The organism is uncultured Dokdonia sp., from assembly GCF_947492535.1.
Classification (GTDB): Bacteria; Bacteroidota; Bacteroidia; order Flavobacteriales; family Flavobacteriaceae; genus Dokdonia.
Genome location: NZ_CANLNH010000008.1, coordinates 54902 through 78760, shown reverse-complemented (window position 1 = coordinate 78760; position 23859 = coordinate 54902). Strand labels below are relative to the sequence as shown.

Genomic DNA, 23859 nt, shown 5'->3' with positions numbered 1-23859 from the left:
TCAAAATATAGCGATACTGATTTCTGACTCCATTTTCAGGAAACTCTCTGCAATTAGGCAAGAGTGAAAATCTATGTTCTATACTCTATGTTCTCTTTTCTCATTTTGAGCGCTAGCTCAAAAACTATTTAATTCGCTTCTTCCGATTCGTTTCATAATCCTGAAAAATCATCTCACCAAGACCTTTCAGTCCTGTATAGAATGCTTTCCCTTGATTAGCCTCTGTAAATCCATCCACAAATTGCTGTAAATACGGATCACTCGCGATCATAAACGTGGTGATCGGAATGTGTAACTTTCGCGCTTGACGCGCCATTGTATAGCACTTCCCAACAATATGCTGATCCAGTCCATTTGGATTTTTATAATACCTGCCATCTTTAAGACGTAAACAACTCGGTTTTCCATCGGTAATCATAAAAATCTGTTTATTCGTATTACGTTTACGACGTAAAATATCCATCGCCAGTTCTAGTCCCGCTACCGTATTAGTATGATAGGGACCGACTTGCAAATACGGTAAATCTTTGATTTTAATCGGCCAGGCATCATTTCCAAATACAATAATATCTAAGGTATCTTTTGGATAACGTGTCGTAATGAGTTGTGCCAGTGCCATCGCTACCTTCTTAGCTGGTGTGATTCGATCTTCACCATACAGAATCATACTATGCGAAATATCAATCATCAACACGGTGCTCATCTGCGCTTTGAAATGGGTTTCTTCCACCACGAGATCACTTTCGCGTAAGCTAAAATCTCCGACTCCATTATTAATTTGTGCATTTCGTAGGCTTTCCGTCATTGAGATACGTTCTAGTGGATCACCAAAACGATATCCGCGATAATCACCTGTATGTTCATCCCCTCGACCACTTATTTTAGAACGGTGATTTCCTTGCGCACTTTTCTTAAGCTTTCCAAAAATCTGATCCAACGCTCGCTGTCGGATCGCACGTTCTGTCTTCTCTGTAATCGCACCGCCTTTAGTTCCATCTGGGCGTACTTCCTCTCGGATATAGCCTTTATCTTTTAATTCCTGTACAAAATCATCTAAAGTATACTCATCATTGGTCAAATTATATTCTTGATCCAATTGCTTTAACCAATCCATCGCTTCATCAAAATCTCCTGATGTATGTGTGATGAGTTCTTGGAAAATATCAAGCAGTTTATCAAATAACGATTGACTTTCTGCTTCGTAAGGTTTAAAGACAAACCCTTTTCTTCTTTGTTCTTTTTTCATGCACTATAAAAATACAATAATTGTGGCAAATTACGCTTTCGCGAAAGCGGACTTAACATCGCTTTATGATTCCTAGGATATGTCTGTATAGTAAGAGATAAATTACAAAAAAATGCCCCCACGAGAGGGCATTCTCAAAACTAAGTTCAGAAATTACTTATGATTTTGGCATAAGTACACTTTCGATGGCATGTATCACTCCGTTTGAAGCGTCTATATCTGTCATGATAATCACTGACTTGCCACCCTTTGCATCTTTAATTATGACGTTATTACCGTCCATTTTTAACGTTATTTTCTCTCCTTTTACTGTATTTACGGAAAATTTTCCGCCATTATCTTTGATTGCTTTTACAACATCTCCTGCTTTATATTCTCCTGCAACGACATGGTACATTAAAATATCTGTTAATGCATCTTTATTTTCTGGCTTTAAAAGAGAAGCTACCGTTCCTTTTGGTAATTTATCAAAGGCAGCATTGGAAGGTGCAAATACGGTAAATTGGGTATTTCCAGACAATACATCTACAAGTCCAGCGGCTTTTACAGCAGCAACTAGGGTAGAAAAATTGTCATTACCCGCTGCAATCTCAACAATGTTTTTATCTTGAAAGATAGTTCCTTCTTTTTCTGTGAAGGATAAAAAACTCATAGAAACACATATTAAAACTACTACTAATTTTTTCATAACGATTGGTTTTAAATTTTGTTTAAAGATATAATCAAAAAGATAAACAAAATATTAAAAGTTCGTTAATTTATTGATTCCCAATCTGAGATACGCCCAAAAACAAGAAAGCGCATAAACTCTTTCAAGCCGAATCCCTTTTCCCCATCTCTAAAGAGTGAGGTATTCTAAAACTTAACTAACATAAAGGTTTTTGCTCCCTTTAAAGTTGGAGAAACAAAAACTGACAATCAATTCAACTATTTTTACCACAAAACAAAAGTTCCTTCCCTCAGCGAGGGAAGGTGGATATATCGAGGTACAAGATATAGACGGAAGGGAGAGAAAAGCTCCTTATCATATCTTTCCTTCAGCAAAAGACTAGTGCCTGTGCTGAACTCGTTTCAGTAATGAAGTATTCTAACCCTGAACTCATATACCTGTTTTTGCTCCTATCTAGGTTTGAAAATATGTTAATTACGCTTTCGCGAAAGCGAACTTAACAAGCCTTTAAGATTTTGAACTTTCACATTTCCTTAACTTAGTCCGTTCAATAAAAAATTGATATGCACTTACTACCAAACCAAGTAGTATTTAGGAAACCTAAAAGCATATAATGCTACATATTAAAACAACCAAATGAAACACTTTTTCTCACTCCTCTTCTTGTGCCTTTGTACTATTGCGAGCGCACAAAAATTAGACATGTCTGTACTTCAAGACATGGAACCTCGTAATATTGGCCCTGGCGGAATGTCGGGTCGTGTCACAGCCATCGATGTTGTAAATGACAATCCAGATATCATGTACGTAGGTACGGCTTCTGGAGGTCTTTGGAAATCTACCTCTGGAGGGATTAAATGGGATCCTATTTTTGATAATGAGCTGACAGCTTCTATTGGAGCTGTAGCCATCCAACAATCTAATCCAAGTGTCATTTGGGTAGGAACGGGAGAAGGAAACCCACGTAACTCTTTAAATGGAGGGTACGGTGTCTACAAATCTCTAGATGGCGGAAAGACATGGCAATCTATGGGTCTTGAAAAAACAAGACATATTCACCGTGTGATTATTGATCCTACCAACCCAGATGTGGTCTATGTAGGTGCTATTGGATCGCCATGGGGCGTACATCCAGAACGCGGTGTATTTAAAACCACTGACGGCGGAAAGACATGGAATAAAATCTTATTCGCTAATAATAAAACGGGCGTTGCCGATATGGTGATGGACCCAAGCAATCCTAATAAACTTATCGTTGCCATGTGGGAACACAAACGTGATCCTTGGTTTTTTAAATCAGGTGGTAAAGGTTCTGGATTACATATGACACACGATGGCGGAAAGACTTGGAAAAAACTATCTGATAAAGACGGACTTCCAAAAGGGGAATTAGGACGTATCGGTATTTCGATTGCACCTAATAAACCGAATGTAGTATATGCACTCATCGAAGCAAAAAAGAATGCATTATACCGTTCTGATGACGGTGGATTTAACTGGGAGAAAATCAACGATAAAAGTGATATTGGAAATAGACCTTTCTATTATTCGGATATTCATGTAGATCCAGATAATGAAAATAGAGTGTTTTCTGTATTTACCTATGTAAATGTATCTGAAGATGGTGGAAAGAATTTCTCACAACTCATGGGAGCCTACGGTGTAGATAATGGTGTACACCCAGATCACCACGCATGGTGGATTCATCCAGATAACGGTCAGTTTATGATTGATGGAAATGATGGTGGTATGAACATCACTAAAGATGGTGGGAAGACATGGCGTTTTATCGGAAACTTACCGGTAGCGCAGTTTTATCATATTAATGTAGATAATGAGTATCCATATAATGTATATGGAGGGATGCAAGATAACGGAAGCTGGAGAGGTCCTGCTTATGTTTGGAAAGCGCAAGGCATTCGTAATAGCTACTGGCAAGAGATTTCGTTTGGTGACGGTTTTGATGTGGTACCAGATAAAGATGATAGCCGTTACGGTTGGAGTATGAGTCAGCAAGGGTTTGTAAGTCGTTATGATTGGGTCACTGGAAATAACTATGGTGTAAAACCAACGCATCCAGATCCAGATGTATTCTTACGTTTTAACTGGAACTCAGCTATCAATATCGATCCATTTGATAATAATACGATTTACTTCGGAAGTCAGTTTGTACATAAATCGACAGATAAAGGATTGACATGGAAGGTGATTTCGCCAGACTTAACTACCAATGATCCTGAAAAACAAAAGCAATCAGAGTCCGGTGGACTTACTATGGATGCTACAGGTGCTGAGAATCATACGACAATCCTAGTGATTGAGCCATCGCCTTTAGAGCGTAATATGTTCTGGGTTGGAACCGATGATGGTCGTGTACATTATACTACGGACGGTGGAAATAACTATACCGAAGTGTCTAATAATATTAAAGGACTTCCAAAAGGAAGTTGGATTGTACAGATCAAAGCGAGTAATAAAAAACAAGGCGAAGCTTTATTGATTGCAAATGATTATCGTCGTTTTAATTATACGCCATATGCCTACCGTACTCGTAACTATGGGAAGACATGGGAACGTATTGTAGATGGCAATGATGTACAGAGTTATACGCTTTCTATTGTAGAAGATATTGAAGAGCCTAACTTACTGTTTTTGGGTACCGATGACGGGCTTTATATTTCATTAGATGCTGGGTCTAGTTGGGAAAAATGGACCAAAGGATTCCCTACGACTTCGGTAAAAGATTTAGTGATTCAGCCGAGAGAGCATGATTTAGTGATCGGAACCTTCGGTCGTGCAGCATGGGTACTAGATGATATTAGACCATTACGTGCGATTGCAAAGGACAAGAGTACGCTTTCGCGAAAGCTACAACTGTTTGATCCTCCTACGGCATACCAAACGGCCTACCAACAGCCTACAGGAAGTCGCTTTGGTGGTGATGCTTTATACAATGGAGAAAATAGAGATCGTGGTGCGCATATCTCTTATTATGTAACCAAACAAGAAAAAGAAGCGTCTAAGAAGAAAGATGAGGATGAGGATGAGGATGACGAAGATGAAACTTCTGATGACTCGGAAGTTAAAAAGATAACGTGGGATTCTATCCATTTAAAAATATATGATGGTGATAGACAAATACGTCACTTAAAATGGAAAACACCAGACAGTACAGGAATTCATAAAACAAGATGGTTTATGAATGAAGCAGGCGGAGATAGACCATCTCGTACTATTCGTAAGCGTAGAAATGAACCAGGAGGCGTGAGTGTGAAACCAGGTACGTATCGTTTAGAAATGACTTATGGAGATCAAACAAGTACCTCATCGATTACCGTAGAATCTGATCCTAGATTAGAGGTTCCTCAGAAAGCAATTAATGATGGGTATGATGCTGGAAAAACATTAGAAGGGTTGACACAAACTGCCGCCGATGCTGTAAAACAGTTGGTAGAAAGTAAAACCATTGCGCAGGATTATAAGAAAATGCTGAAGAAGTTAGATAAAGATGATGCGCACAAAGAGGATCTGAAAGAGATCGGGAAAATGGTAAAACGTATAGATGAAGTGATTGCATTATACTTAGGGAAAGAAGACAAACGCCAAGGGATTACACGTAATCCTGAAATGACGGTAATGCGTCGTATTGGTCTGGCTCGCGGATATACAGGTAGCCGACCTAATGGAATGACTGCTACAGAGAATCTGCTTATTCAGCAAGCAAAAGATCAGTTGCAAGAGACATTAGAGACCACAAACACGTTCTTTACAGATGAGTGGACACCATTCCAATCAAAATTAGAAGGACTGGATGTGAAGCCATTTAAAGAGATAAAGAGTTTTAAAATGAATTAAGAAGCCCTCACCTAACCTCTCCCATTGGGAGAGGAATTGTTTTCAATTAGCAATCAAATGACTAATTGTATAAAATAACTAGATAGTGCTTCATATATATCTGTCCGTTCGAGCGCAGTCAAGAACTCTAATATATAGATGTTCTTGACTAGGTTCTCGACTGCGCTCGAACAGACACTATTATATAATTTCAGACTGAACTTCAATAACTAACAACCTAATCTTATGAAACAATTACTAACGCTCGTAGTCTTGTGTACGCTGGTTCTTTTCTCTTGTAAAGAACAAACGCCAGACGCATCAAAAGAAGAACGTACCATTGCCCAATACACTATTGAGCAATTTATGGATAATGAAAGTGCAGGAGCTAATGGCTTTTCTGCCGACAAATCCAAAGTGCTTATCACGAGTAATCGTTCTGGTATTAATAATATCTATAGTACTCCTGTAAAAGGTGGCGAACTTACACCGATTACCCAAAGTGATAGTAGTTCTATCTACGGAATTTCATACTTCCCTAAAGACGACCGTATCTTATTTAGCATGGATGGAAATGGCGATGAAATTTTCAAGATTTTTATGAAAGATGAAAATGGTATCAAAGCATTAACCCCTTTAGAAGGTGTACGAACAGCTTTTAGAGGGTGGGCAAAAGATGGAAAAAGCTTCTATTATGGAAGCAATGAACGGGATCCTCAATTTCTAGATCATTATGAAATGAATATTGAAAATTTCTCTTCTAAAATGATCTATAAAGTAGAAAGTGCACGTGATTTTAATGCCATGAGTGACGATGGCAAATACATCACCCTCTCTGAAGCGATTACTACCAATGATAGTGATTTGTATATTGTCAATACTGAAACCAATGAGCAAAAGAAAGTGAATGCTACGCAAAGTGGTAATGGACATTTAGATTTTTCTCCAGATGGAAAAACACTATACTTTTCTACAGATGTAGGTGCAGAAAATTCCTATGTAGCAAGTTATGATATTGCCACAGGTACTATAAAACGTGTGACTAATAATGAATGGCCTGTATTTAGTTATTATTTTACTCATAATGGAAAATACAATGTTTTCTTTACCAATGAAGATGCTAAAACCGTAATGAACGTAACAGAAGTAGCGACTGGAAAAACAATAGATTTTCCAGAAATAGACGGACAATCAGTAACTAGTGCTAGTTTTTCAAGAGATGAATCTATGGCATTACTTCGTGTAGGTAACTCTGCAAAGCCTACGAATATGTATGCATATAATATGAGTACTAAAGACTATTACCAACTAACAGATGTACTCAATAAAGAAATCAATGCTGATGATCTTGTAGAAGGAAAAGTAGTTCGCTTTAAATCATTTGATGGTGTCGAAATCCCTGCCATTTATTACCAACCGAAACAAGCAAATGCAAATAATAAAGTACCTGCATTAGTACAAGTACATGGAGGTCCAGGTGGACAATCCACACTTCGCTTTACTTCTAATATTCAGTATTTAGTAAATCATGGGTATGCAGTATTGGCTGTTAATAATAGAGGAAGTAGCGGCTACGGAAAGACGTTCTATCAAATGGATAATCAAAACCACGGCGATAAGGATCTTAAAGATTGTATCGCTGGGAAGGATTGGTTGGCACAACAAGACGTAATTGATGCCGATAAAATCGGAATCATGGGAGGTTCGTATGGTGGTTTTATGACCATGGCAGCGCTTACATCTGCTCCAGAAGAATTTAAAGTAGGTGTAAATTACTTTGGCGTGACCAATTGGATGCGTACTCTTAAAAGTATTCCGCCATGGTGGGCTTCTTTTAAAGATGCCTTATATGAAGAAATGGGAGATCCGCATACAGCAGATTCGATTCGTTTAAAACAAATCTCGCCCCTATTTCACACCGATAAAGTCACCAAACCCTTATTGGTTTTACAAGGTGCACAAGATCCTAGAGTATTACAAGTAGAAAGTGATGAGATTGTAGAAGGCGTTCGTAAAAACGGCGTGCCTGTTGAATATGTTCTTTTTGAAGATGAAGGTCATGGGTTTGTCAAAAAAGAAAATCAAATAGAGGCTTCTAAAAAAGTAATAGAATTTTTAGATCAATATCTAAAAGGAGATGTGAGTAAACTAGAAAAAACCGATCTTTAGTACTTATTTATAAATTTAAATGTCCGTTTGGTGCCATAAAAGATCTTGACGTCATTCCGAATTTATTTCGGAATCTCATAATTATGAAAATCAAAATTTTATAATGAGAACCTGAAACAAGTTCAGGTTGACGTAACGCTTTATGTTAGATTTAGGATATTCAGGTTAAGAAAACAAATTCAAAAAAGAAGAATCAAAATTTTAAAATACATGAAAAAAATATTTTTAGCGCTCGTACTCGTACTCATGACTGCAAGCACCTATGCTCAAAACAATGGAGAAGATGAGTTAGGAGCTTGGTATATGTTATTTACAAACAATCGTGTATCTGAAAAGTTAAGTATTCATGCAGAAGTGCAGTATCGTAATTATGAATTTGCAGATAATTTTAATCAATTGTTATTACGTACGGCGTTAAATTACCATATTTCTGATAAAGCTATGGCCTCTTTTGGCTATGGCTTTATTAGTACTGATCCTACATTTCCTGAACCTGAGGGAGAAGAAAACATCTCAGAGCATCGTATCTATCAACAGTTTGTGCTACGTAACTCGGTGGGGAAATTAAAGTTCTCACATCGCTATCGTTTAGAACAACGTTTTATAGATAATCCCCTTTCGGGAAATGATACGCAGCATCGTGCCCGTTATTTTTTAAGACTTACGTATCCGCTTAGTGACAAATGGTTCTTAACCGCCTACGACGAAGTATTTATCAATTTACAGAATGAGTTCTTTGGTCAAAATCGTTTGTATGGAGCCTTAGGATATAACTTTTCTGATAAACTAAGTACACAAGTAGGGTATCTTAAAAATGACTTTAGAGTAGACACCTTTGATCGTTTTCAAATTGCAGTATTTATCAAAACTGATTTAAGAAAGAAGAAAAAGGAATCTGTGGATTAACGATTATTAATTGTTGATTTTAGAACACTACATATTGAAGATATACGATCGTTTGGTGATCCGATAATTCAGTAATAAAACAATTACAACCACGCCAACGTTTTATTTATAGTAGATAGACTTCAGAAAAATGAAAGTTTTAACAAAAGGACAATATTACGGCGATCAGAATTTGGAGATGTCCTTTAATGGAATTCTGTTATCACGCTATATTTATACAGGTGTTAAAACAGATTGGCATTACCATGAGAATCCTTATTTCATGTATGTATTACAAGGCAATATGATGGATTGTAATACGAGAGCCAAAACACTATGTCCTTCTGGAAGCCTGATGTTTAATAATTGGCAAGAATCTCATTATGGAAGTATGCATTCTGATACTGCGAGTGGATTTCATTTAGAATTTGAAAGAACGTGGTTTGAAAAGAATGGTATTGACTTACAGATTTTAGAAGGGAGTCAGCGTATTGAGAATCCGCAATTACACCTTCTTTTTGCAAAACTATATAAAGAGCTATTACTATCTGATACGTATAGTGAAGTGTCTGTTGAATTTTTACTGCTTCAAATATCTGAAGCCTTAAGCAATATCAAAACGACATATATTCAAAAACCTCCTACTTGGATAGAAGACTTAAAAGAATTATTACATTACGATACAGCAGAACTAAGTCTGAAATATTTATCAGATCAATTACAGATACATCCTGTACATATTTCAAGAGCAGCTCCCAAACACCTTTCTATGAGTCTTGGGGAATATATACGACAACAAAAACTTAAAAAAGCCATTCCGCTTCTATTTGACGGCTCTAAATCATTAACAGAAATTACATATCAAGCAGGTTTTTCAGATCAAAGTCATTTTAATCGGGTATTTAAATCCCATTTTAATATGAACCCTAGTTCGTATAGAAAAATACTAAAGAAATAGATGTAATGTTAATTTCATACAATTTCTGAATACTGGTATGCTGTAAGTTTGTGACTTAAACTTATAAAACAATGCTTAAATACATCTCAATTTTAATAGTACTCTCGGTATCCATAGTCACAAGTTGCGCTCAAAATGTTCAACAAAATTATGATGGTGAATGGATAGGCTTTTTGCCAAATAAAAATAGTTTCAATTTTCAGGTTTCTTTAGAAAAATTAGATGACACTACGTATCATTTAACAATTGCTAATGATCAAATGCTTATTGATGAACCTATTGTTTCTTCTGTCAATGATGGCGTACAATTTACATTGAACAATCGCCTGTTTTTCAATCTAAATTATAGTCAAGATACACAAACACTGACGGGTTTTATTAAAGGAGGAAAGCTTTTATACCACGTAAGTTTACAAAATAAGGGAAGTGACAAATTTGTCGGAGCATGGCATCCGTTTATGCAAGATAATGGCTTGCAATCTGATGATGTGATGCTGTATGTAGAATCCATGCAAGATAAAACACTCGTTGCTTTTCCTTTTTTCGGAGATCAACGATTTAGAGGCATGTGGACGCAAGACTTTACACAGAAAGGAAACATCCTTGAATTCACAGATGGGATGACCGGATTCAATTTTCGCGCCAAGCTATTAAAAACAGCTATCGAATTAGAGATTTTTATGGCAGGTACCTTTATTACAAAAACCAGTTTAACCCACACCAATGATGGATGGGATTATAATTCAGATTACGTACACCAACCACAAAATACGGATACACCTGTACAACTAAATGATGGGTGGACAACGACCAATATCAACGCGTTTGGGATCAACAAAAGTGAATTAACACGATTAATAGCTGATGTTGAAGCTCAAAAATTAGTCAATACACATAGCGTGCTTATCGCGAAAGAAAACAAACTTGTATTTGAAACCTATTTTGATGGATTTAATGCTAATATCCCTCATGACCTGAGATCGGCATCTAAAAGTATTTCTTCAGCTATTATTGGAATTGCGATTGATGACAACATCATAGAAAGTGTTGATGAAAAATTATATGACTTTATCCCTAAACAATATCAATACACAAAAGACGCTCAAAAAGCCGCCATCAAACTCAAAGATTTGTTAACGATGAGTTCGGGATTGGATGTGAATAATCAGGCATCAGAAAACAATTATCAAGATCCGCGTTTCTCTAATAATTGGTTAAAGACCGTATTAGAAGCACCTATGGTCAAAGAACCCGGCACCTATGCAGATTATGGATCTGCCAATCCATTCTTACTAGGCGTTTATTTAAATGAACGTTTAGACATGCCTCTTGAAACCTATATGGATGAAAAGTTATTTACACCTTTGGGCATCACCAATTATATCAATCAGACGGATGATTCTGAGGTGACACCCTATTTTGGTGGTGGTATGCTGTTAACACCAAGAGACTTGCTCAAATTTGGACAACTCTATCAAAATAAAGGGAAATGGAAAGGGCAACAAATTATCTCTGAAAAATGGGTGGAAGCATCTTTCGGAAAATACTTGCGATTACAGGATTATGACGACAAAAATCTCTATGGGTATTTATGGTGGCATGACACCTATGAAGTTAATGGAAAATCTATTAAAGCTATTGAAGCTAGAGGTGCCGGCGGACAATTTATCTTTATCATTCCAGCCTTAGAATCAGTTATCGTGATTACTTCTGGGAATTTTAGAAATCGCAAAGGCAATCAACCTAGAGAGATATTAAAGAAGTATATTCTACCAGCTTTAATGAATTAGAAATTAGTGAATATTATTATTTAGCGTAAATTCCTCGCTATACTGGAGAAAAAGAAGAAACCTTATAACTTAATTATTAAACACAACTAAACAACACATACATACGTTATGTATTACATCAATCAATCTTAAAACTCATGCGCCTATTCCTTTATTTTTTTTCATGTCTATTATGCATTCCGTTTATGGCTTGTGCTCAACAAGTAGACCCTGCCCTCACCTATTTGGGACAAAAACCACCAACAGTACAACCTGAGGTATTTGCTCCTGAAATCATTTCAAAAAAAGGCGAGTATGAGTTTGGATCTGTTTTTAATAAAGATGCTACACAGTTTTTTTACGGAGTACAGCTAGAAGGACGAACCGTCATACGTTATTCAGAACTTAAAGGAAACACATGGACAACACCTATAACCATTTTATCAAATCCAAAATATGGATTTAATGATCCTTTTTTATCTCCAGATGAACAACGCTTGTATTTTATTTCTCAAAAAGCACTAGACAGTTCAGGCACCAAAGAAGATCATGATATCTGGTATGTGCAACGCAACGGTAATAGTTGGTCAGAACCTATCAATGCTGGACCGAATATCAACTCACCTTCTGAAGAATATTATATCTCCTTTACAAAGGATGGTACCATGTATTTTTCATCCAATAAAAACCAGAATCACTTTGATATTTATACTTCCGAATATACGAATGGTAAATTCCAAGAAGCGATAAAATTAGGACCATCCATTAATACCACTAGTTATGAAGCCGATGTCTTTGTAGACCCTAATGAGAAATATGTGATTTTCTGTGCCACACGCTCTGAAGGATTAGGAAGAGGCGATTTATATATCAGTTTTAAAAACCCTGATGGATCATGGACACCGTCTATCAATATGGGAACCACCATCAATACCAAAGGTCACGAACTCTGCCCTTTTGTTTCTAGCGATGGAAAGTATTTCTTTTACACAAGCAACCAAGATATTTATTGGGTAAGCACCAAGGTAATTGAGGAGTTACGGGGTAAGTAAGCCCCCTAACCGCCGAGAGAGGAACTTAGACTCAACCCGTTAAATACAAAAGGAAATACAAGTCAAAGCGGTCAGGAGTCAAGACTAAAAAAGTCGCGAGTCGTGAGTGAAGCGATCTTGAATCATATCGCCCCATCAATAAGCTCCGTTTGACAAACGAATATGCAATACGAATACGTCAAGCTGAATGTATTTCAGCTTCCCATAACACTGATAAATAACAGGATGAGATTCTGAAACAAGTTCAGAATGACGGATTAACTGTCATTTCTGTAAATGACTAAAGAAAAATCTTAAATCTTTTAATTACGCTTTCGCGAAAATGAATCAAGACTGAAGTAATGAGTACTTTTCTTACGTCTTGCAACATAGCATCTTACGTCATCTCGACGAAAGGAGAGATCACACATCTAACTCGCTGTTATGTGATTCCTAGTCGCTCGTACCTCGCTCTGTCGAAATGACTAAAGGAAAGTCCTTAATCTTGTATCTTAGAGTGTAGCGATCTTGTATCTTTTTCATGAATTGTGGAAAACCGTAAAGAACTGTGACATAAGATATCTATATTCATCACGTATAATAGCCGTTTATAACGTATAAATATTTAGAGTTTCTAAAACCTATTCAAAATTCACTTATATACAATTGATTACAAGATTATTATTAAAAATTTAGTGTAGCTTTGTGAGTAATTCTATATATCAGAAATAATGATATATACGATATAAACTAACTACCCAAAATTTAAAAAACAAAATATGACAATAATATCATTCATAAATATGAAAGGGGGAGTTGGAAAAACAACCAGCGTAGTAGAATTGGGTACAATCTTAGCAACAGAACACGACAAAAGGGTTCTAATTATTGATATTGATCCTCAAACCAATTCTACATTTTCATTAATTGGTTTAGATGAATGGGGAAGAATAAAAGATACAGCTACTATTGCCGATGTTTTGGGAATGAACAAAGGTCTTTCCTCTAGAGATGAAGAATATGATATAAATGATGCTATTATTGAAGATGTTTCTAGTATCAAAAATTTAGATTTAATTCCTTCTCACATTGAATTGACATTTTTAGACATAGATTTAAGTTCAGAGCCCGGAAGAGAAAATATTTTGAGCCGACAAATTGAAAAACTTGAAACTGATTACGATTTTATTTTAATTGATTGTCCTCCTAATCTAACGATTGCGCCGCAGAATGCTTTAGTAGTAAGTGACTACATTATAGTACCTGTCTCTCCAGAATTTTATGCAGCTATTGGTCTACCGTTGCTTATCAGCAGAGTAAACCAATTAAAAAGAAAATTGCCAGGGTGTACTGTTGAAATATTGGGTATATTATTTACACAAGTCAGAAACACAAGAGACCATAATCATCATTTGGACAGTATTAGAAGAACATGTAATTCAGAATTGTATATAGAAACCTTTCAAACTGTAATACCATTTACTACAAAAATTAGTGAAGCAGCTAAGTATAACAAACCTGCAACATTAATAAACCCTAATGAAAATGGAATTATCGCTTACAAGAATTTTGCAGAAGAATTAATTTTAACTCTAGAAGACTAAAATGGAAATATCTAATAAAATTATACAACTAGAGAAAACTCTAAGAGAACTATCTGATTATGAAAAAAGAGGGCTAGATACATCTTCATTAAGAATATTTATTAAAAATCTTAAGATTTTTGAAAAAATACAAGAATCAAGAAATCTTAAATCAAATAAAAAAATAAGCTTCGAAGATAAACTTGAATTGATTAAGTCATTTTTAGAGGATAAAAAAGTTTTTCCAAGAATACGAGATTTAATTGATTTTACAAATGTTGAAATGGGTTTAGGCTTTAAAGACCAGAAGGAATCAAGAGCCTTGACGATACAGCGAATTATTAAACGAATAGAAAAAAGACCAGAACTTAAAGATAAAGTAAAACTTGCTGTTCAAAAAATAAGAAATGAGACTTTTCACAATCAAAGTATTCAATTAGACAAGAAGGAGTTATCTAAAATAGAATCTTTTACTAAATGGGCAGAAATCTTGAGTAATTTATGAAAACAGCTATCTTAGAAAAAGCAAAAACTGATATACCTTTATATTTTAATGATTTTAAAACATTTTGGGATGAATCTCTAACAAATATAAATGATGATGAATTACACGATATATATAAAGCTACCCTAATAGCTAAAAATTATAAAATAGTATTTCATAATCTTAATCTTAGAGACTATGATATTTTGATTGATGAAATTTTTGAGGATATCAATTCATCATTTTTTTTATCTCTCATTGGGCTATATCGTTCTGCTCATATGCATTTAAGAAGCAGCATTGAATTAACACTACAATTGTTATATTTTATTCATCATCCAATTGAGTTTCAACAATGGCAAAATGGCGATTTTGTTTTAAAACACGATAAAATAATGGAGTATATAAACAAACATCCAAATTTCGAAACTGATATTTCTCCTCTACTAGTTAGAATAACTCAAAATTGGAAGAAGTTCTCAAAACATATTCACGGTGAATCTCCAATATTCTTTCAATGCGAACTTGATTCCAGAAAAACTAATTCGTTCAAAATTAGAGACTTTAATATTTGGAAAAGCAATTACACCAGAAATATCTATTCGTTGAATAAATTACTATTATTATTTTTTAAAGCTGATTTATCAAGGTTTCCTACCAAAAGTTTTGAATTATTAACTGAATTGCTAAACGAAGAAGATAAAACATTGATAGAATCGTAAAATAACTGAGGATAACACCTATATCTATTACATAAGTCCATAATTCTGTTAAGAACAACTCATTTCCTCACTAGCCCTAATTTACAACAAGCACTAACTACTACAACTTAAAGATAAATTGCTCACAACAACAATTTTCAAACTAAAAACCCATCTTAGTACATGATTTTGTTTTCATTCAATCACATCGCACTCTCGGTCAAAGATGTCGATGCATCTATCGCATTTTATCAAAAAGTATTACAACTTGAAGAAATTAAGAATACAGCTTCAGATTCAAAAACGAGATGGCTATCCCTTGGAGAAGGAAAACAACTTCATTTGATTCCGCGTCCAAATGCTGAAATAAAAATAAATAAGGCCGTTCATTTTGCATTAGCAACATCAGATATTAATGCATTTATCACACATCTAGCAGTATTAAACATTGAATACTCTGACTGGAAAAATACCCCAAACAAAGAGTATATACGAAACGATGGAATCAAACAGGTGTATTTTCAAGACCCAAACGGATATTGGATTGAAGTAAATGATGATATTCTATAGATACTATTCCTTCTTCTTCCGAATCTCCAACACCTTCCCATACGAAATACATCTCCAAATCCACTCTAAAGGACCAAATCGGAAGAAAGACAGCCAAAGCTTACTTAGTAACACTTGTCCTATAAAAACACCTATAGCGAGTCCCATGGTCTGTGAAGGTGATAAGGTTTGATACCATTGCAATCCTATAGAAGAGAATATCAATAATCCGATGAAGCTTTGTAATAAATAATTGGTCAATGCCATACGACCCGCATATTGTAACGGACTTAATAACTTTTGCCAGAATCCATACTGATATAAATATGCTAGTATCCAGATATAAAATAGCGCCATCAATGCATCACAGAGTTGCATGAGGTAGATAAACAACGTCCGCCAAAAAGAGTCTTTCCAAATTTCAGTTTCCCATAAAAAGAATAGGAAAATTACTCTGTATACATTAGAAAGTACAGCGATCCATAATACTGGTTTTTTGATGCGTTGCACTAAGGTATCTATCTCGTGTAACCATCTCTTCTTCCCTATGATGAATCCGAAGATAAACATCGTAAATGCTTTAGGAATAAGGGACACAAATAACACTGCTATATTACTTTTGTACTCTTGAATACGTAATGACATACCATCAAGATAAGAACCTTCTCTAATGGCCGTTACAATAGATTCTGGAGTATATGACTTTAGATAGGTTTCTGATTGATATCCTAGCATAGTTGTGATCCATTCAAAGATGTTCCCGTAGAAAGGGAAGAGAAATACAATGATGGCTAGTATGATCAGATTTTTGGGTTTCCATTCCGCTAAAAATAGGATGCAAAGCCCCAATAAGGCATACATATGAATCACATCGCCAGGCCATAAAAATAGGATATGCGCGATCCCAAACAAAAACAAAGCACCCATACGGCGATAAAAGAAAGTCATCGGTATCCCTTTTCGCTTTACGCTTAAAAATTGAATACTAATTCCTACACCAAATAACAATGAAAATATGGGAAAGAACTTTCCGTAGAAAAAGAGTTGTTGTAATCGTACGACTAGTGTATCTAGAGAAGAAGTCCATTGTTGTGAAAATGCATCTTGATTCATAAAGATGCAATTCATAATCTCAATATTGACAACAAAGATTCCTAAAAGTGCAAATCCTCTAAGGATATCTAGAAGTACAATTCTATTGGAGACAGGTCCAACGTTTTCATGAGATAAGTTTGTCATATATATCTTTGAAAGTGTATCAAAAATACAATTTAGAAACGGAAATCTTGACCCAAGTTTTCATAAGCGTATCCTGAAGGTAACTCAATGTATATGACAACACATCGACTCCTCTACTTTTAAGCTTTTTAAACTTTTAGACACATCAATTCTAGTGACTTCGATACAATTTTAAATCATCACGCTGTTCTGACCTAAAACCACTCAGCCTCCAGCTTTTAACTCTTAAACATTTAAACACATCAATTCTGGTGACTTCGATACAATTTTAAATCATCACGCTGTTCTGACCTAAAACCACTCAGTCCCCAACTTTTAAACCCCTAAACATTTAAACTCCTAAACACATCGACTCTAGTAGCTTCGATACAATTTTAAATCATCACCTTGTTCTGATGTAAAACCATTCAGCCTCCAGCTTTTAACTCTTAAACACATCAACTCCTCAACTCACAAACTCACCTTATGCATTAGCACCCAAAGTTCGACTTCTTCCGAACCACGCCAATTCTGATCACGCTTTGTTCTTGTAGAGGCTTCTTTGACACGCTTCTTAAAACAGCGTTCTAATCGAAACCGTCCTCCTTCTGAGAGTTCTTTTTCTATAGGATGTGATGTTTTAAAATTAGTAATCTGTGATAAGTTTGAGAATAAAATAACGAGTTGGCCGTCTGCTGCTAATCGATTTTTTGCTTCTGCGAAAAAATCAGGAAATAAATGTTCGTCATAATAAATAGCAGCATCTACATCGGCTTCTTGATTGGTTTTGGGTAACCAAGGCGGATTGAAAACAATCAATTCTGTTGGGGTATCATACTTCCCAAAAAGAGGTGCATGTTCTAATGCTATCTTACGAGAGAGTTTAGTATCTCCCATAAACGCTGCTAATCCGACAATGGCATTGGGGTTTATATCTGTACCATATACTTTTTGAAATCCATATTTTAGGAGCTGGAAAGAGAGAATTCCGCTTCCTATCCCCACATCGATGGCTGTTTTTTTAGGACCTTCATACCGTTTTAACCAATTATCAAAAAGAATCACATGATCAAAACGGGTAGGGAAATAAGTACCATAATACGGATGTATTTTGTTGCGTAGTACAGGAATTGAAATTCCGTTTGTATACCATTGCCACGAACTATTAAGTCCTTGTACTTGAGGAAATGATAGTATAAAATCGCTAGTTTCTGGATATAGTTTTTTAAGCCAACCAATAGAAGGCGCTTTCTTTAAGGCGACAGTGTGATTTTCGATCTCAACAAGAATCCGATTGGATAATATATGATATTTAGCTCTAGAGGCGCGTTGTTCTTGGAAAGAAGTGTTAGGCAATTTTTTATCTAAATACTTCTTTAGTGCTTTAAGGAGTAACAAGCCATTGCTGTAAAAACCTGAGATAACGATATGATTTCCGCTTTCTAATACGTTGATTGCTTTCTTACTATCTGCTTCATTATCAAATACGGTTGCATTTTTTTGAATCGTAATAGGTGCTGGTCTATGGATTTGTAAGTCTTTAGTCATGGGATTCTCAGGATTAATTGCTGTGACAATGCTGTTTTAAAATGGATATGCTATGTTCTCTTGCGTGAGGGATTGCAGTGGAAATCCCACAGCCTGATCCCGATTGTAATCGGGAGAAGTGCGAGGAATTGTATCGGAAAGCCCGACCTTTATCCTGAACCAAGTTCGGGATAAAGGTCACGCCCATATGAACCATGAGCGATTACTGATATATCCTATGGGTTATAGGAAAACATGAACATCTATTTTTGATAACATCATTTGCTATTCTATTAGCTCATGCGTTTTTCTATGTAAACGATGAGTGAAGACGGTTTACAGCGTAATGACTGTAGTAAAACATCTTATGAAATGTACTTCATTGGGTATGCGCTAGCAAGCAGGCATCAAGTTGGTTACTAGTGTTTATGAATAAAAAAATAAGGGCTTTAGAAGTAGAGCCTTAGCCATTTGCTAAACGGAAGCAAAGAGATAATTAATATCAAATAGATACATAATACAAGTAGGAAAGGTACGGTATTAAAACTCGCTACACCCACATTAGTTAAGGAATCATTTAAATATGTACATTGGTAGTTCTTGATGTTAGGTAATTATTCTGGAAGGTTTGTTTTTTATTTTTCCGCTTAAAGCGAAAAAAAACGCTACAAAAAAATAGGAATATTTGTAACTTAACGATTCGCAAAAGTTAGGTGTTTCATAAGAGACCGACTTAGCATATTATCAAAACAAATCAACCTCATGAAATCAAGTAAATTAACGTTTATAAATGCAGAAGGGAAGTCTTTATCTGCACGATTAGATCTTCCTGCAGATCAACATCCTCATAATTTTGCCATTTTTGCACACTGTTTTACCTGTAGTAAAGATTTTAGTGCGGTACGTAATGTAAGTCGTGCACTAGCATCAGAAGGTTTTGGCGTATTGCGTTTTGACTTTATGGGCTTAGGCGGTAGTGAAGGTGATTTTGCCGACACGAATTTTTCTAGTAATGTCACAGACCTCATCAGTGCTGCTGAATTTCTAACAAAGGAATATAAAGCGCCTACACTTATTGTGGGGCATTCTTTAGGAGGCGCAGCTGCTATTTTTGCAGGTGGTCAAATAGAGAGTGTACTTGCAGTGGCTACCATAGGCGCTCCAAGTAATCCGCAGCATGTGCAAAAGCAATTAGGAAGTCGACTCGAAGTGATTAGACAAGAAGGACAGGCTAATGTGACACTTGCTGGTCGTGACTTTACCTTTAAAAAACAATTTATAGATGATCTAGAAGCGTGTTCTTGTACAGATGCAGCTCGTAAACTCAATAAAGCGTTATTGATTTTACATTCACCGCAAGATGCTACGGTATCTATTAAAAATGCAGAAGAGATTTACCATGCGGCACATCACCCAAAAAGTTTTGTGACTTTAGATGGCTCGGAACATTTACTCATTGATAAGAAAAATGCCTCATATGTGGGGAAAGTGATTGCTGGATGGGCCGCTCGATATATTCCAGCTGTAGAAAATGATACCATAAGTACTACCTACCAAGTAGCAGCTAGTCTAGATGACGAAGATAAATATACCACAGAACTGAAGCTTGGGAATCATTATATGAAAGCTGACGAACCGCCAAGTATTGGAGGAAATGATTATGGACCTACGCCGTATGAACTTTTAGCGGGTTCTTTATCTGCATGTACAGCCATGACCATACAAATGTATGCGAGACGTAAAGGATGGAAAATAGATAATGTAGAAGTACATACGAGTTATTCTAAATCCTATCCGCAAGATTGTCAAGCATGTGAAGATGACCCTACAGCAAAGATTGATACCTTCACACGGGTTGTTAAACTTACTGCAGATGGACTTGATGACAAACAGAAAGCACGCATCATGCAAATTGCAGATAAGTGTCCGGTGCATAAAACATTACATAATGAGACGCAAGTGATTAGTACATTAGCGTAGTAATCACGTAATCATATTTTAATTCAAACGGAGATTGTTGCATACAACAAGTGTAACAATTTCCGTTTTTTTATACTAAATAGTACACATTGATACCTTTCTAAAATATACCTTCAAAAGTAAATCTCAAAAAAATCGATTACATTGTAGAGACTAACAACTAAAAATCAACATATGGGAATCATTGCAACACTTATTATTGGAGCATTAGCAGGTTGGCTAGGAAGCAAACTATACAGCGGTAGTGGCTTAGGCATTATTGGAAATATTATTATCGGGATCATAGGTAGCTTTGTGGGTTCTTGGCTCTTAGGAAAACTTGGCGTAAGTCTTGGAACAGGTTGGATCGGAGCAATACTCACTGGCGCTATAGGTGCTATCGTTATTCTATTTTTGTTTAATCTGATTTTTAAGAAGAAATAGATAGCGTTTAATAATTGTATGCAAAATGCTATTCATTAGTTACCAATGTACGTTCGAGCGCAGTCGAGAACTATTGATCAATTCAATATAACGTGAGTTCGACATAAATATTTAGTTCCCCTTTTTAGTATGATTTTACTAAAACTGGACATAATTATTTAATAACTAACATATTTGTTCATTTTCTTTGCTCGTCCAAAGAAAACGGAACCAAAAGAAAAGACGCTTTTTATTCGCGTGATTTCTATTTTAAATTTTGGAACTCATGAATCTTCGATTTCTTAGGTATTTTTTCGCTTAAAGCGAAAAACCACAATAAGTTTTTCCATCGCTACTCCTCGCACAAAGCTCACACTTTGTCGTTTCCAAGGCTTCAAAAATTTTTAACTGTATATGCCATCGCTCCATCTCGCCCAGAATTTATATTCTGTCGTATACTGGAGAAAAAGGAAAACATATTAGATAATCTATATCAAAATCATGTTAATATTAGGTTTCAACTCCACTCAACTAAACCAGACAAATAACATATATACATAAACAAAGCCCTTATCAATAACTGATAAGGGCTTTTTATTGGTGTTCTATGTACTATATAAAGTATATAGAAACTGCTTAATTCAAAAAGGAATAGACTTTATAAAAGATTTAATGTTACTCCTAGTTTTACGTTAGTTCCTCTTGATGTAAATCCAAAAACGTCTTGATAATCTTCATTAAGTAAATTATCTACACTTAGTAAAAATCTCCATTTGTCATTCTTTAGGGTATGACCAAATGCAAGATTTACAAGACTAAAACTTTCTAATGTTACTTCTGTCGCTGGGAATTCTCTAAAATCATTTGCGAGTCTATCATCTGTATATTGAAACCCTACCGAAGCGAAGGTTCTAGGAGAAAAGTCATATCCTACTAAAAGGTTTGCTTTACTTTCTGGAATAAGCACAGCGTTATTTTCATTATCGATATAGGTATAATTTGCTGTTACTGATAGATTTTTTACAGGTGTTGCATTTATTTCTACTTCAATACCGCTTGTATTTACTTCTTCTGGATTATTAAAATATCCAGCTTCGAAGTCAAAAAGAATCACATCTGTTTCTTCTCTATCAAAATACAATGCACTCGCTCTAAAGTTCTTTCCTAGTTTTACTTCTACTCCTCCTTCTACCGTTAAATTTTCTTCTGGATCTAACTCTGGATTTGGTCCGAAGTTTCCAAACAACTGATTTAATGATGGTGTTATAAATGAGGTACTATACGATCCGAATGGTTTTATATAACTTCCTTCTCCAAACTTGTAGGTATATGAAGGGTTGATGTTATATGTAACATTTGATCCATACTCACTATGATTATTAAAACGTGCTCCTGCATTAATATTTAATCCAAAATCTGACACATATACTACATTTGCATACGGATCTACGATATTAAAATCTGGATTTTCGTCTACGGCGTTTCCTTCAAATGTCGCTTGATTATCAATTACATTCAGACCAACAATGGTATAGAATGAATTATTAATGGTGTATTTATTATATACATCTAAAATCAAATTCTCTCCTTCTGCAAAAAATGGAAAATCAGATATAAACGCTCTATCAAATGTACTATAAGACGCGTTTAAGTTGACACTCCCTTTTCCATATGTATATTTAGAAGAAACCCCTACTCTGTACTGATCACTATTAAATACATTTCCAGGCGAGTCAAAAAATGCACCACCATCAAAATCTGAATTGACATCGGTTACATTTCCAAATACGTTTATAGAAAAAGCATCTGTAAATTGATATCCTAGATTTACATCAAAACTCTTTTTAGAAAATGCATCTCTTTCTGCTTCTCCTTCTTCTACAAGTGCTGCAGAAAGTCCATCTGTAAACTGCTGATTAAATCCAGCTTTGTAGGTAAACTTCCCTACAGTCCCATTTGCATTTACACTATTATTAAAATCTGATAATCTGTAGTCCTGATCGTCTTGAGACTGATTGGTTCCTACACTAGAATTGATCACAACATTCACCGCTTTATCACTAGCTTTCTTGGTGGTAATATTAATCACTGCTGCAGCTGCACCACTTCCATATAGCGTACTTGCTGCTCCTTTGATTACTTCAATCTTTTCGATATTTCCTAAAGACAATAGACGTAAATCATATTCTCCATTAATTTGCGATGGATCAGAAACTTGAACTCCATCTATAATGACAAGAACTTGACGGTTTCTTCCTCCACGTACAAAAACACCTAAGTTTTGTCCTGCATTACTTCTTGTTCCATTCACTTCAATACCAGATTTTGTATTGATCAATTCAGCGACAGAACGACCTTGGTTCTTTTCAATCTCTTCTTGAGAAATGGTAATAACTGTTTTTCCAGAATTTTCACGCTTTAATGCAAAACGAGAATCTGTTAACACTACTTCATCCAATGTTTCAACAGTAGGCTCTTGTGTTTCTTGTGCAGTCATACACATAGAAAAAAACACACCTAACGCTAGAAACGCATTTGTTTTTTTGTTCATTTTTTTAAATTAAAATCGAGAATAGTATAATCACTATTATACGTAAACTTTTATCCCGAAAGTTTGACTTACATTGCTGAATTTGGCAGGTCTCCTGACTTATCTTATGTTATCATACCTTCCCAGCATTCTGCCAGTGGTCTTGTAGTTAATAACATCCTAAAAGGTGCCGATATGCATCGACAAAGAATTACAGTTGCGGGAACAGTTCTGGATTTAACGTGATTATTTCACCAGATTCCCTTTTAATTGATACAGTTATAAACAAACAGTATCAAACCAAAATTCGGCGCGAATATACA

The 23859-nt window shown here is 35.5% G+C and carries 17 protein-coding genes and 1 riboswitch; of the genes, 12 read left to right on the top strand and 5 right to left on the bottom strand.

The genetic code is table 11. The features are described from left to right. Positions 1-124: 124 nt before the first annotated feature. Both Q1A60_RS12235 and Q1A60_RS12230 read right to left on the bottom strand, forming a co-directional pair. The gene (locus tag Q1A60_RS12235; protein WP_299766541.1) at positions 125-1246 is read right to left on the bottom strand and encodes a VWA domain-containing protein; all 1122 of its coding nucleotides are present in this window, start codon (positions 1244-1246) and stop codon (positions 125-127) included. Positions 1247-1403: 157 nt separating this feature from the next. Further along, complete coding sequence (locus Q1A60_RS12230) at positions 1404-1934, bottom strand: fasciclin domain-containing protein (protein ID WP_299766543.1); 531 nt, start codon at positions 1932-1934, stop codon at positions 1404-1406. Positions 1935-2552: 618 nt separating this feature from the next. Between Q1A60_RS12230 and Q1A60_RS12225 the strand changes: the two genes are divergently transcribed. The 10 genes from Q1A60_RS12225 to Q1A60_RS12180 all read left to right on the top strand — a co-directional run bounded on the left by Q1A60_RS12225 (position 2553) and on the right by Q1A60_RS12180 (position 15900). Further along, the gene (locus Q1A60_RS12225; protein WP_300007773.1) at positions 2553-5771 is read left to right on the top strand and encodes a hypothetical protein; all 3219 of its coding nucleotides are present in this window, start codon (positions 2553-2555) and stop codon (positions 5769-5771) included. A 225-nt stretch (positions 5772-5996) separates the two neighbouring features. After that, positions 5997-7919 carry a S9 family peptidase gene (locus Q1A60_RS12220; RefSeq protein WP_299766547.1) on the top strand — a complete coding sequence of 641 codons (1923 nt, stop codon included), beginning with the start codon at positions 5997-5999 and terminating at the stop codon, positions 7917-7919. Between the two features lie 210 nt (positions 7920-8129). After that, entirely contained in the window at positions 8130-8825 is a 696-nt protein-coding gene (locus tag Q1A60_RS12215; RefSeq protein ID WP_299766549.1) for a DUF2490 domain-containing protein, read from the top strand. A 130-nt stretch (positions 8826-8955) separates the two neighbouring features. Then, the gene (locus tag Q1A60_RS12210; protein WP_299766551.1) at positions 8956-9762 is read left to right on the top strand and encodes a helix-turn-helix transcriptional regulator; all 807 of its coding nucleotides are present in this window, start codon (positions 8956-8958) and stop codon (positions 9760-9762) included. Positions 9763-9833: 71 nt separating this feature from the next. Further along, a complete protein-coding gene (locus Q1A60_RS12205) occupies positions 9834-11552 on the top strand; it encodes a serine hydrolase (protein WP_299766553.1) in 1719 nt (572 codons plus the stop codon). Between the two features lie 137 nt (positions 11553-11689). Continuing rightward, the gene (locus tag Q1A60_RS12200) at positions 11690-12583 is read left to right on the top strand and encodes a hypothetical protein (protein ID WP_299766555.1); all 894 of its coding nucleotides are present in this window, start codon (positions 11690-11692) and stop codon (positions 12581-12583) included. 758 nt (positions 12584-13341) lie between these two features. Further along, on the top strand, positions 13342-14166 hold the full coding sequence (locus Q1A60_RS12195) for an AAA family ATPase (RefSeq protein ID WP_299766557.1): 825 nt from the start codon (positions 13342-13344) through the stop codon (positions 14164-14166). Between the two features lies 1 nt (position 14167). Next, complete coding sequence (locus Q1A60_RS12190) at positions 14168-14650, top strand: hypothetical protein (protein WP_299766559.1); 483 nt, start codon at positions 14168-14170, stop codon at positions 14648-14650. Then, the gene (locus Q1A60_RS12185) at positions 14647-15351 is read left to right on the top strand and encodes a hypothetical protein (protein WP_299766561.1); all 705 of its coding nucleotides are present in this window, start codon (positions 14647-14649) and stop codon (positions 15349-15351) included. The genes Q1A60_RS12190 and Q1A60_RS12185 overlap by 4 nt, the downstream gene beginning before the upstream one ends. A 162-nt stretch (positions 15352-15513) precedes the next feature. Continuing rightward, entirely contained in the window at positions 15514-15900 is a 387-nt protein-coding gene (locus Q1A60_RS12180; protein ID WP_299766563.1) for a VOC family protein, read from the top strand. A 3-nt stretch (positions 15901-15903) separates the two neighbouring features. Here the strand turns inward: Q1A60_RS12180 and Q1A60_RS12175 are convergent, their stop codons facing one another. After that, entirely contained in the window at positions 15904-17118 is a 1215-nt protein-coding gene (locus Q1A60_RS12175) for a DUF418 domain-containing protein (protein WP_299766565.1), read from the bottom strand. A gap of 450 nt (positions 17119-17568) precedes the next feature. Next, positions 17569-18645, bottom strand: a complete 1077-nt coding sequence (locus Q1A60_RS12170; protein WP_299766567.1) for a 50S ribosomal protein L11 methyltransferase — start codon at positions 18643-18645, stop codon at positions 17569-17571. A gap of 741 nt (positions 18646-19386) precedes the next feature. On the opposite strand from Q1A60_RS12170, the gene Q1A60_RS12165 reads away from it, so the two are divergent. Together Q1A60_RS12165 and Q1A60_RS12160 are read left to right on the top strand one after the other, a co-directional pair. Beyond that, positions 19387-20604 carry a bifunctional alpha/beta hydrolase/OsmC family protein gene (locus Q1A60_RS12165; RefSeq protein WP_299766569.1) on the top strand — a complete coding sequence of 406 codons (1218 nt, stop codon included), beginning with the start codon at positions 19387-19389 and terminating at the stop codon, positions 20602-20604. 174 nt (positions 20605-20778) lie between these two features. Further along, positions 20779-21027 (top strand): GlsB/YeaQ/YmgE family stress response membrane protein, encoded by a 249-nt coding sequence (locus Q1A60_RS12160; protein WP_299766571.1) that lies wholly within the window; start codon positions 20779-20781, stop codon positions 21025-21027. A 637-nt stretch (positions 21028-21664) separates the two neighbouring features. Here Q1A60_RS12160 and Q1A60_RS12155 read toward each other — a convergent pair. Continuing rightward, the gene (locus Q1A60_RS12155; protein WP_299766573.1) at positions 21665-23557 is read right to left on the bottom strand and encodes a TonB-dependent receptor plug domain-containing protein; all 1893 of its coding nucleotides are present in this window, start codon (positions 23555-23557) and stop codon (positions 21665-21667) included. 66 nt (positions 23558-23623) lie between these two features. Beyond that, a riboswitch (cobalamin riboswitch) is annotated at positions 23624-23856 on the bottom strand. Positions 23857-23859 lie beyond the last annotated feature (3 nt).